Raw genomic sequence first — 12407 nt, forward strand, 5'->3', positions numbered from 1 at the left:
GCAGGCGCAGTGAATACGAGTTTTCTAAAATAAAATAGTCAGCTGAATGTAGCAACAGTGGTATATTTCAGTTGACTTTTTAAATATTTTCTTTAAAGCAGAAACAAAATGGAGAGGGGAACAACATATGAGAAACTTGAGAGCATTTGCTTCAATCAGCTTGGCTACATTGCTCGCAATAACAGCACCAATACATTCTGTTTCAGCAGAGTCTGTAAAAGATGTAGAAGATGAAATTAATGAACTGGAACAAGAAAAATCTGATCTAGAAACGGAAAAAGAGGAAGCAAAGCAGAAACAAGATGAATCAGAGGAAAAGCTGGAATCCAATCAGCAAGAGCAGAATGAAGTGGAAAGCGAAATTTCATCCATAGATGAAGATCTGAATCAGACACAATCTGACATCGCTGATAAGGAAAGTGAAATAGAAGAAACAAATCAAGAAATTGAAAGTCTGACAAATGAAATTGAAGAGTTATCTAATCGCATCGAAGAATTGGAAGAAGACATAGAGGAATTAGAAGAGCGTATTGAAGAGAGAGATGCACTCATTAAAAATCGTCTTCGCAGTATTCAACAGAATGGTGGAGAGATTCAATACTTAGAAGTTATTTTTGGGGCGCAAAATTTCAGTGAATTTGTATCTCGCAGCACGGCAGTTAATAAAGTAATGGATTCAGATAGATCCATTTTGGAAGAACAAGCGAACGATAAGGAACAATTAGAAGATGACAAAGAAGAAATGGAAGCAAGTAAAGTAACTGTTGAGGAAAATAAGGTTGCTGTAGAAGAAAATAAAGCGACACTTGAAGACCAGCACGACGAGTTACTTGCACTTCAAGATCAACTGGATGATCAAATATCTGATAAAGAAACGCTATTAGCTGATTTGGAAATCGAGTATGATGAAATGGAAGAAGTTAAATTATCAGCAGAAGAGGAACAGCAGCTGATTGATGCACAGGCAGAAGCAAAACAAACTGCACTAGACTCGGCGCAAAGTAAAAAAGAGGAAATAGAGCAGAAGGAAGCAGAAGAAAGAGCACGTGCTGAGGCAGAAGCGGAGGAAGAGCGTAAGGCAGAAGAAGAACGTCAAGCAGCAGCTGAAGAAGAAGAACGACAAGCTGAGGCAGAAGCGGAAGAAGAGCGTCAAGCGAAATCAGAAACACAAGAAGAAACAGAGCAACAAGAAAGTGAAGAGCAGGAAGAAGATAACCAGTCAGCAGAGGAAGAATCAGAAAACGAGGATACCTCTAATGAAAATGAAGAAGAAAGTGAAGAGGACATACAGGTAGCCAGCAGTGCTTCTGGAGAAGTAAAATCCCAAGAGTCTGCACCAAGCAATAGTTCTGGTTTTATTCGACCAACTTCTGGTCCAACAACTTCTCCTTTCGATCCGAATCGGGTTCATCCAATCCATGGAGATGTTAGACCGCATAATGGAATTGATTTTGGACAAGCTGGAGAAGCTGATAAAGTGATTCGCTCTGCAGCAGACGGCGTAGTTGCTTTCACCGGTTCAATGAGCGGCTATGGCAATACAGTAATGGTTACCCATAATATAAATGGTCAGGAATATACGACCTTGTATGCGCATTTGGATAGTTATACGGTATCTAGTGGGCAAACTGTAAGTCAGGGAGATCAAATCGCAGTAATGGGGAATACTGGAGGCTCTACTGGTGTCCACCTGCATTTTGAAGTTCACCCTGGAGGTTATAAGAACCCTGTTGATCCAGCTGGTTATATTAATTAATCCCGTACAAAAGCAATAGAATAAAACAGAAATCTATTAAATAAGAATCCGAACTAATAATCCATTTTCTTTTACTTAGAATTTGAATTAGTTCGGATTTCTTGTTAATTGATAATATAGTAGATTGATATTATTCATATGTATTTCAAAAGAAGACGTCTTAATAATGTTTAGTTTGTGTTTAAAATTATAGTCATTCACTTCATAACATGATATGCTTTCTTTATTAGAAAAAATGTTGTGTCTATTCGAAAGGTATTTTTGTTTAAAATAGCAAAATATAGTTTTCATCCGCATGTTAACGAGGTTCAGATTTTCTAAATTTATCACGGAGAACCGCCCGTAAAACTCCCGCCTCAAAATAAAGAGTAAGAATGAATTTATATAGGCGGGAAATAACGGGCGCTTCCTCCCTGAATCACTCAACTAATCATTCAGTGGGAGAAGGGCGTAAACCCCACTGAATGAAGTTTCGTTTTATCTGCTGTATTATAACGATATATGAAATTAACTTTAAAGGCAGAAAGAAGCTTTTGAAGCAATAAAGAGGTGTAGAAATGAAGCTTAATCAAACAAAAATCATATTGATATTTATAGGTGCATTACTTATTGGCGTCTTGGGCGGTTATGGTGGAGTGAAGTTAGCCCAGAATTCAGAGGATAACTCAACGCTGGAAATAACGAACTCCGAGAACGGCACATTGAGTAATGACAGTGAAGAATCAGATGCTGAATTACCGGCAGATTTAAATAAGATTTCACAAACCTTTGATATGATTCAATCAAACTATATTGAAGATATTGATGATCAAGAGCTGGTGGAGGGAGCTATAGAAGGGATGCTTTCTACACTGGATGATCCGCATACATCTTACTTAGATAGTGAAATGATGGAGCAGTTCAATGAGCAGATTGAGTCGTCCTTTGAAGGAATTGGTGCAGAGGTCAGTGAAGTAGAGGGATATATTACGATTATGTCGCCAATGAAAGACTCGCCTGCAGAAAAAGCAGGGCTGCGTCCAAATGATCAAGTGTTAAGCGTGGATGGAGAGAGCTTGGAAGGGTTAAATGTAAACGAAGCCGTCGCTAAAATTCGTGGGGAAAAAGGAACCGATGTTGTGTTAGAAATACAACGTTCAGGTACTTCTGATCCATTTGAAGTAACCATTCAACGGGATACGATCCCAGTAGAAACGGTATATAGTGAAGTGCATTCAGAAGACGGTAACGACACAGGGGTTATTCAAATTACCAATTTCTCTGAGCATACAGGTGAAGAATTTGAAGAGCAGTTGACAGAATTAGAAAATCAAGGTATTGATGGCCTGGTTATTGATGTTCGTGGAAATCCTGGCGGGTTGTTAGATGTTGCGGAAGAAATATTACAGCAATTTGTTCCAAGTGATATGCCTTATCTGCAAATCGAGGATGCTGATGGTAATGCAGAAGAATATGTATCCGATTTGGATGAGGAGAAAGAGTATCCAATCAGCGTGCTAATTGATGAAGGTAGTGCTTCGGCTTCTGAAATTATCGCTGTCGCTATGAAAGAGCTCGATTACGATATTGTTGGTGAAACAAGCTTCGGAAAAGGTACGGTCCAGCAGGCTATGCCGCTCGGAGATGACAGTTCCATTAAAATGACCACTTTTAAATGGTTATCTCCTAATGGTGTTTGGATTGATGGAGAAGGAGTAGAGCCGACAATCGAGCAAAGACAGGAGGATTATTATTACTCTACCCCAATACAGGTGGAAGATGATGATCCGCTCACTTTTGACCATACAAGTGAAGCTGTGGCTAACATGCAAGTGATGTTATCTGGACTAGGATATGACACTGGAAGAACAGATGGTTACTTTAGTGAAGAAACCGAAAGTGCTGTAGAAGACTTTCAGGAAGATAATGACTTAGAAGCAACCGGTGAAGTAGACGAAGAAACTGGCGGTTTAATTGAAACCCAGGTTGTTGAAAAAATTCGTGATGGAGAAGATGACACACAGCTGGAGCGCTCTTTAGAAGAGCTTTATCAATGATTAAACGAAGCATGATGTAGCAGTTTTTATTTCCACTCTGCTAAATCATGCATAAGTAAATCAGGCAATGAAGTGATTGTTTTCTCCAATAAATATGCAAAAGTTGATCATAAGTTAAACGAATCGGGCCGTAACTGGCTGCCCTATCTCCCACTTCGAATTTTCGATTCTTCTCCATTCTTGAAGTGGGAGTCTTATAGTCAGTTGCACTGCGATAAAGAGAACTTTGAACACGTAATATAAGAGGTTTGTTCATTCATCAAACGGTGATGAATGAACAAATTTTCTCTGTACATACAAGCGTATCACTGCAATACAGGCAGTCTTATGTCTTTTTGACCCGATCTTGGCAGATTATCTTTAAACGATTGTTTTTCTACACAAATTGTATTAGTAAAGAAGGTGATATTGGTGGAAGCATGGCTTATTGAACTGGCAAAAGGTATAGGTAAGTTTTTTCTAAACCCGGCATTATATTGGTTTTTATTTATATTAACGGTGGCCAGTTATTTTCGAATTAAGCGGGAACGGTATGACTTTGGGATTAAAATATTTCCGAAGTTTATTGAATGGCATCGTACATGGCTTGTCTCATTAATCAGCGGCATTCTTATATCTGCCGTTATCATTAGTGTTGGCATGGTATTTTCGTATGAAACACTGCTGGTCTTAGCACTCAGCTTTGTTATATTAAGTATCAGTACGCGTTTTACATTATTGTCTCCAAGTTATACATTAGGGCTGACATTTCTAATTTTATTTTTTGCGCCTTACCTGATTGACATGCAAAATATCATTGATTATTCCTTACTCTATGAACGCAGTCTCCCGGCTTTAGCAGTATTAGCAGGATTACTTCTTTTTGTAGAGTCGTTATTGGTTAAACGTACGGAAAAACAAGATGTATTTCCAAGAATAGAATTAAGTGATCGCGGTGTCTGGGTGGGAGAACAGCAAATAAAACGTTTGACAGTTGTCCCGATGCTGATGCTCGTGCCGGAAGGGTTAATCACATCTTTTGCGCCGTGGTGGCCATATTTATCGATTGGAGAGACTAGTTTAGGTCTCGTGCTTATACCTTTCTTACTTGGTTTTCACTATAAAGCAAAAGGACATTTTCACCAGGACGCTATTTATAAACTGGCAAAGGCAAATACATTTTTAGCAATCGGTATTTTACTTATTGCTGTCGGTGGAGTTTTCGTACCATACCTTTCCTTAGCTGCAATTATCTTAGCGATTATCGGAAAAGAATATTTAAATTATCGCTATAGAGAAGGTGACCGTTTACGCCGTCCTTATTACCAGCCTCATTTAAAGGGCTTGAGGGTTATTGGCATTTTACCAGAAAGTCCAGCAGACCGGTTAGAGATAGAAGTTGGTGAGATCATTTACCGGGTAGATGGAAGAAATGTCCTGACCAGCCAAGCTTTTTATGAAGCACTACAAGGGAGCGGTGCTTATATTAAAATGGAAGTTTTAAATCATGATGAAGAGGTACGGTTTGTACAATGTTCCCTTTATGAAGGGGAGCACCATTCTCTAGGCTTTCAATTTGCGGAAGAACCTTTTAAGGCGAGACGGGAAAGAAGAGATAATAATGTATCTTAACGAGGATGTAAAAATGTCTTTTTTATCACGGACTTTTTGAATACGCACTTTAATATAAGAATGCTTGGATCGAGTTGTAGCAATCGATCCAAGCATTCTTATTTCCTTATAGAAAGAAAGGAAGATTTAACAGTTGACAAAAAGGCTATAATGGAACTAGAGTGTTATTTTATTAATCATAAACAATATAAGAAAATATATATAATTTCTTAAAAAGCATATCGAATACTTGTTCGTTTTTTAAGAAAAGGATATAATAGAAAATAGTTATTGTATGGAACGGAGGAAATAGGATGAAGGAGCAATTTGAATTAGTTTCTGCTTATGAACCAGCGGGCGATCAGCCGGCGGCCATTGAAGAAATTGTGGGAAAAGTCCTTGCCGGCCAGCATCATCAGACGTTACTCGGAGCAACCGGAACGGGGAAAACATTTACGATGTCCAATGTTGTTAAAGAAATTAACCGGCCGACCCTTGTTATTGCACATAATAAGACGCTGGCAGGACAGCTTTATAGTGAGTTTAAAGAATTCTTTCCAAACAATGCGGTAGAGTATTTTGTAAGCTATTATGATTATTATCAGCCGGAAGCTTATGTGCCTTCTACCGACACGTTTATTGAAAAAGATGCAAGTATTAATGATGAAATTGATAAATTGCGCCACTCTGCTACATCCGCACTTTTTGAACGAAGCGATGTATTGATTGTAGCAAGTGTATCGTGTATTTACGGTTTAGGTAATCCGGAAGAATATAAGAGCCAGGTGCTTTCGCTAAGACTTGGTATGGAAAAAGAAAGAGACCAGCTTTTGCGGGAATTAGTAGATATTCAATATGCAAGAAATGATATTAATTTTCAGCGCGGGACATTTCGTGTGCGCGGGGACTCCGTGGAAATTATTCCTGCATCTCATGAGGAACACTGTATTCGGGTAGAGTTTTTCGGAGATGAGATCGACCGGATTCGTGAAGTGGATGCCTTAACTGGTGAAATTATTGGGGACAGGGAGCATGTAGCTATTTTTCCGGCCTCTCACTTTGTGACCCGTGAAGAAAAAATGAAAATTGCAATTAAAAATATTGAAAAAGAATTAGAAGAACGGTTAAAAGAATTAAATGATGCCGGAAAGCTGCTGGAAGCCCAGCGTCTGGAACAGCGCACGAATTATGATTTAGAAATGATGCGGGAAATGGGCTTTTGTTCCGGGATTGAAAACTATTCGCGCCCGTTAACATTACGGGAAGCGGGAGCAACACCATATACCTTACTGGATTTCTTCCCGGAAGACTTTTTAGTAATTATTGATGAATCCCATGTAACGCTGCCACAGATTCGCGGTATGTATAATGGGGACCAGGCCCGGAAACAAGTATTGGTTGACCATGGCTTTCGTTTGCCTTCTGCAATGGATAACCGTCCATTACGTTTTGAAGAATTTGAAGAAAAAACAAATCAACTGGTTTATGTTTCAGCAACACCGGGGCCATATGAATTAGAGCATTCGCCAGAAATGACAGAGCAAATCATCCGGCCAACTGGTTTACTGGACCCAGAGGTGGAAGTACGCCCAATTGAAGGACAGATCGATGATTTAATAGGTGAAATTAATAAGCGGACAAAACGCAATGAACGTGTATTAATCACGACGTTAACGAAAAAAATGTCAGAGGACTTAACCGATTATTTAAAAGAAATCGGAATCAAGGTTGCTTACCTGCACTCGGAAATTAAAACCTTAGAGCGGATCGAAGTTATTCGGGATCTGCGTGTCGGAAAATACGATGTGCTTGTCGGGATTAACCTGCTCCGGGAAGGGCTGGATATTCCGGAAGTATCTCTGGTTTCCATCTTAGATGCAGATAAAGAAGGCTTCCTGCGTTCAGAACGTTCCTTAATTCAAACAATGGGGCGTGCTGCACGTAACGAGCAAGGTAAAGTAATTATGTATGCTGACAAAATGACCGATTCCATGCAAAAAGCGATTGAAGAAACAGAGCGGCGCCGTACTGTTCAGCAGGAGTATAATGCAGAACATGGGATTACTCCGCAGACCATCCGTAAAGAAGTACGGGATGTTATTCAGGCTACAATTGCTGCCGAAACACCGGAAACATATGAATCGGAAGCAAAACAAGTGAAGGAAATGACGAAGAAAGAAAAACAAAAAGTCATTGAGAATATGGAAAAAGAAATGAAGCAAGCAGCTAAAAATCTAGACTTCGAGAAAGCAGCAGAATTAAGAGATGTTCTCTTGGAGCTAAAAGCGGAAGGATGAGTTTAGATGCCAAGCAAATCTATAAAAATTCAAGGTGCCAGAGCACATAATTTAAAAAATATAGATGTTGAAATTCCTAAAAATAAATTAGTTGTTCTTACAGGGCTTTCTGGTTCCGGGAAATCATCCCTCGCCTTTGATACGGTGTATGCAGAAGGACAACGCAGATATGTCGAGTCTTTATCTGCCTATGCCAGACAATTTTTAGGGCAAATGGATAAGCCGGATGTCGATGTGATTGAAGGGTTATCGCCGGCCATTTCAATTGATCAAAAAACAACGAGTAAAAATCCAAGATCCACTGTGGGAACCGTAACAGAGATTTATGATTATCTGCGTTTATTATTTGCTCGCGTAGGGAAACCAACCTGCCCCAATCATGGTATTGAAATCAGTTCACAAACTGTCCAGCAGATGGTTGACCGGGTGCTGGAGTATCCGGAAAGAACAAAACTGCAAATTTTAGCCCCTGTCGTATCAGGCAGAAAAGGAGAACACGTTAAAGTATTAGAAGACTTGAAAAAACAAGGTTATGTACGTATCCGCGTGGATGGAGACATGATGGAGGTTACGGACGATATTAACCTGGAAAAAAATAAAAAACACTCGATCGAAGTGGTTATCGATCGTATTGTTGTTAAAAGTGGCGTAGAAAGCCGCTTGAGTGATTCGTTGGAAGCAGCGCTAAAATTAGGAGACGGGAATGCGATTGTCGATGTGATTGACGATGAAGAACTACTGTTCAGTGAAAATCATGCTTGTCCGATTTGCGGTTTTTCCATCGGGAAATTAGAGCCCCGTTTATTCTCGTTTAACAGTCCGTTTGGTGCTTGTACAAGCTGTGATGGATTAGGAACGAAGCTGGAAGTTGATATTGAACTGGTTATTCCGGATTGGGATAAGACGTTAAATGAACATGCGATTGCCCCTTGGGAACCAATCAGTTCACAGTATTATCCGCAGCTTTTGAAAAGCGTCTGCGATCATTATGCTATTCCAATGGATATTCCGGTGAAAGATATTCCTAAGGAACAAATGGACAAAATATTATATGGAAGCGGAAAAGAAAAAATTCATTTTTACTATGAGAATGATTTTGGCAGCGCACGTACAAAAGATGTTGCTTTTGAAGGTGTTCTAAAGAATGTGGAACGCAGATATAGAGAAACTTCTTCTGATTTTATACGTGAAACATTAGAAAAATATATGGCACAGAAAAATTGCCCGACTTGTAAAGGAAACCGTCTAAACAAAGAAGCACTTGCTGTATTAATTGACGGAAAACATATCAGCCATGTGACGGATTTTTCCATTTTGGAATCCAAGGATTTCTTTAACCAGCTTGAATTAAGTGACAAAGACCGTCAGATCGCACGCTTGATTTTAAGAGAGATTGATAATCGGCTATCCTTTTTAAATAATGTCGGTTTGGACTACTTAACGTTATCACGTTCGGCAGGAACGCTTTCCGGCGGAGAGGCACAGCGGATTCGTCTGGCGACACAAATCGGTTCTGCGTTAACAGGTGTTCTTTATGTGCTGGATGAACCTTCTATTGGACTGCATCAGCGCGATAATGACCGCCTGATTGAAACGCTCAAGCAGATGCGTGATCTGGATAATACGTTAATTGTTGTGGAGCATGATGAAGACACGATGCTTGCAGCAGATTGGCTGATTGATATTGGTCCCGGTGCCGGGGAGCATGGCGGAGAGATCGTTGCCAGTGATACACCGGAGAATGTGAAAACAAACGAACATTCCTTAACTGGGCGTTATTTATCTGGAAAAGAATTTATTCCTGTACCGGCAAAACGTAAAAAAGCGGATAAGCGCAAAATAAAAGTTACCGGCGCATCGGAAAATAATTTGAAAAACGTATCAGCTGAAATTCCAATCGGTTTGATGACCGTTGTCACAGGTGTTTCCGGCTCCGGTAAAAGTACGCTGGTAAATGAGATTATCTACAAATCTTTAGCAAAAGAATTATATAAAGGAAAAGTAAAGCCGGGGAAATATCGAAGTATTAAAGGAATCGAGCATATTGAAAAAGTGATTGATATTGACCAGTCTCCAATTGGAAGAACACCGCGTTCCAATCCGGCTACCTATACGGGTGTATTTGACGATATTCGTGATGTGTTTGCACAGACAAATGAAGCGAAAGTGCGGGGCTATAAAAAAGGGCGCTTCAGCTTTAATGTGAAGGGCGGCCGTTGTGAAGCCTGCCGTGGAGATGGCATTATCAAGATTGAAATGCATTTTCTGCCCGATGTGTATGTGCCTTGTGAGGTTTGTGATGGAGCGCGTTATAACCGGGAAACGCTGGAAGTAAAATATAAAGGCAAAAGTATATCCGATGTGCTGGAGATGCGTATTGAAGAAGCGCTGGACTTTTTCTCCGCTATTCCAAAAATTAAACGGAAGCTGCAAACCATCTATGATGTCGGCTTAGGGTATATTAAATTAGGTCAACCGGCAACTACCTTATCCGGCGGGGAAGCACAGCGTGTGAAATTGGCGAGTGAACTGCATAAACGTTCAAACGGAAAGACGTTTTATATTCTGGATGAGCCGACAACAGGCCTTCATTCTGCTGATATTCGCCGTTTGCTGGACGTCTTGCAGCGCCTTGTAGATAATGGTGATTCTGTTTTAATTATCGAACATAACTTAGATGTGATTAAAAGTGCAGATCATATTATTGATTTAGGTCCAGAAGGCGGAGACCGCGGCGGACAGATTATTGCAAAGGGAACGCCGGAGAAAATCGCCGAACAGGCAGATGTTTCTTATACAGGGAAATACCTTGGGCCTGTGTTAGAGCGGGATAAAGCACGTATGAATGACATGCTGAAAGAGAAAGTCAGCAGTAAATAAAGAAAACCGGTCCATCTTTAGAGTAAGATTTTGCTCTTTAGGTGGACTTTATTTTGGCAGTTAAAAAAGTATAAACTTATTTCCTGCATAAGTGCAACGGTTTTGATGGGGCGAGTAATCGCAGCAATGTTGTCATGTTAATGAACTTTCTTAAATTTAATACAGATAGCAAAAAATCTATCTAGCGACGGTTTTGATGGGACGAGTAATCGCAGTCCCAGAGGAAAAACATGGAGACTCCTGTGGGAAAGCGCAGTGGGAAGACCCCGCAGAAAAAAAGCGAACTTCTTTTTTTCGAGGAGGCTGAGCTCAAGCCCGCGGAAAGCGTAGTGTTTTTCCGTAGCGGTCGATTAACCTGACAACATTGGTAATCGCAGTCCCAGTCCCAACTAAGGTTGTCACCTAAAGGCTTGGTGACAATCAAATTTTCTAATGACGGAATAACAAACTTTAAAAATATACGCAGATAAACATTTTTTAGAGCAAATCATAATGGTTCTACAGGAAAAATAGTTTATTTCATTAAACGATTGTAACCCAATCAGAATACTGTGTTATAATAGAACTTGAAAATATGACGAATGTAATTTCAAAATAATCTTCTTTAAAGCGCCGTTTTGTATAAATAAGCTATCTAATTGACGATTTGTCCACATTTCGATAGAGTTAAAGAATAAGAAGTGGAGGTTGAAACATGAAGCCGATAGAAATTGAAAAAGTTCAGCAGGCGCTGGACAGTTACTTAAATAAAGAAGTGTATGTTCATTTGGAAACAACAAATGGAGCTTATGCGAATCATTTAGACGCCAATGCCTATACCGTTGGTGCATATATACGTAATGCAAAAGTAACCTATAAACAGGCAAAGATTATAGGAGAAGGAAATTCCTATCGTGTCGGTTTGAAAATGGAGCTTGGCTGGATTTATGCAGAAGGGCTGACGGACTGGACGATTTATCAGGAAGACCAATTGCTTTTGGCTGGTCATGACAGAGAAGGCCGGTTAATGGTGGCGTTAGAGATTAGTGAGACACCTTTTCATCAATAAAAACGAAGGATATAGCTTGATTTTAGAAAGATAGGTGAACGTAATGGAGAAACATGTTGTAGTTATTTATCCGCATCCGGATGATGAAGCATTTGGTGCATCTGGATCGGTCGCACAGTTTCGAAGAGAGGGTGTGCCGGTAACATATTTATGTGGAACGTTAGGACAAATGGGGAGAAACATGGGAAATCCGACATTTGCAAATCGGGAATCCTTGCCTGAAATTCGTAAAAAAGAGTTGAAACAGGCATGTGAAACATTAGATATGGAATTGAAAATGCTCGGATACCGGGATAAAACGATTGAATTTGAAGATAAACAAGAGGTAGCCGATCATTTAAGAAGTTATTTAGAAGAAATCAAACCTTCTCTTGTGATTACACACTATCCCGGCTATGCCGTACATCCAGATCATAATGCGCTGGGGGCTGCTGCAATTCAGGCAGTAGAAGATATGAATCCGGAAGAAAGACCGAAAGTTTGGGCGCAAGCTTTTTCAAATGGTCATGAAGAAGATTTAGGAAGTCCTGATATTATCAATGATGTTCATGATACCTTTGATAAAAAGCTGCAAACAGTTTTATCTCACGACTCACAGGTGGCAGGTATGTTTGGCTGGTTTAAAAAGATGGATGAGATCGATGAAGAATTGAAAAATGAATTGATTGAACATCAGGCAATGGAACGTTTTTATACTTGGGATTTTGAAAAGAGCAGCTCCAAATAATTGTTTTGTTTAAAAAGCATAAGTAGCGGGAAAATAGAAATGAAACTTTTTCATTTCTATTTTCGTATGAAAA

7 protein-coding genes are annotated in these 12407 nt (G+C 39.7%); all 7 read left to right on the forward strand.

The window, feature by feature from the left end:
* The first annotated feature begins 127 nt into the window (after positions 1 to 127).
* The 7 genes from BN986_RS06435 to bshB2 all read left to right on the forward strand — a co-directional run bounded on the left by BN986_RS06435 (position 128) and on the right by bshB2 (position 12334).
* The gene (locus BN986_RS06435) at positions 128 to 1756 is read left to right on the forward strand and encodes a murein hydrolase activator EnvC family protein (RefSeq protein WP_074435619.1); all 1629 of its coding nucleotides are present in this window, start codon (positions 128 to 130) and stop codon (positions 1754 to 1756) included.
* A gap of 557 nt (positions 1757 to 2313) precedes the next feature.
* The gene (locus BN986_RS06440) at positions 2314 to 3792 is read left to right on the forward strand and encodes a S41 family peptidase (RefSeq protein ID WP_040978829.1); all 1479 of its coding nucleotides are present in this window, start codon (positions 2314 to 2316) and stop codon (positions 3790 to 3792) included.
* A 411-nt stretch (positions 3793 to 4203) separates the two neighbouring features.
* The gene (locus BN986_RS06445; protein WP_244444951.1) at positions 4204 to 5403 is read left to right on the forward strand and encodes a PDZ domain-containing protein; all 1200 of its coding nucleotides are present in this window, start codon (positions 4204 to 4206) and stop codon (positions 5401 to 5403) included.
* A 293-nt stretch (positions 5404 to 5696) separates the two neighbouring features.
* Entirely contained in the window at positions 5697 to 7679 is a 1983-nt protein-coding gene (gene uvrB / locus BN986_RS06450; protein ID WP_040978832.1) for an excinuclease ABC subunit UvrB, read from the forward strand.
* 6 nt (positions 7680 to 7685) lie between these two features.
* A complete protein-coding gene (gene uvrA / locus BN986_RS06455) occupies positions 7686 to 10559 on the forward strand; it encodes an excinuclease ABC subunit UvrA (protein ID WP_040978833.1) in 2874 nt (957 codons plus the stop codon).
* Between the two features lie 694 nt (positions 10560 to 11253).
* Positions 11254 to 11607, forward strand: coding sequence for a YojF family protein (locus tag BN986_RS06460; protein ID WP_040978834.1), 354 nt, complete (start codon positions 11254 to 11256; stop codon positions 11605 to 11607).
* A 43-nt stretch (positions 11608 to 11650) separates the two neighbouring features.
* Entirely contained in the window at positions 11651 to 12334 is a 684-nt protein-coding gene (bshB2, locus tag BN986_RS06465; RefSeq protein ID WP_040978835.1) for a bacillithiol biosynthesis deacetylase BshB2, read from the forward strand.
* Positions 12335 to 12407: the final 73 nt, after the last annotated feature.

It is taken from the genome of Oceanobacillus jeddahensis (assembly GCF_000750635.1).
GTDB classification, from domain to species: domain Bacteria; phylum Bacillota; class Bacilli; order Bacillales; family Amphibacillaceae; genus Oceanobacillus; species Oceanobacillus jeddahense.

Bases quoted from the DNA above. Each gene is read 5' to 3' on its own strand.
- uvrB (WP_040978832.1), top strand. From the start codon at position 5,697: ATGAAGGAGCAATTTGAATTAGTTTCTGCTTATGAACCAGCGGGCGAT.
- BN986_RS06460 (WP_040978834.1), top strand. From the start codon at position 11,254: ATGAAGCCGATAGAAATTGAAAAAGTTCAGCAGGCGCTGGACAGTTAC.
- BN986_RS06440 (WP_040978829.1), top strand. From the start codon at position 2,314: ATGAAGCTTAATCAAACAAAAATCATATTGATATTTATAGGTGCATTA.
- BN986_RS06435 (WP_074435619.1), top strand. From the start codon at position 128: ATGAGAAACTTGAGAGCATTTGCTTCAATCAGCTTGGCTACATTGCTC.
- bshB2 (WP_040978835.1), top strand. From the start codon at position 11,651: ATGGAGAAACATGTTGTAGTTATTTATCCGCATCCGGATGATGAAGCA.
- uvrA (WP_040978833.1), top strand. From the start codon at position 7,686: ATGCCAAGCAAATCTATAAAAATTCAAGGTGCCAGAGCACATAATTTA.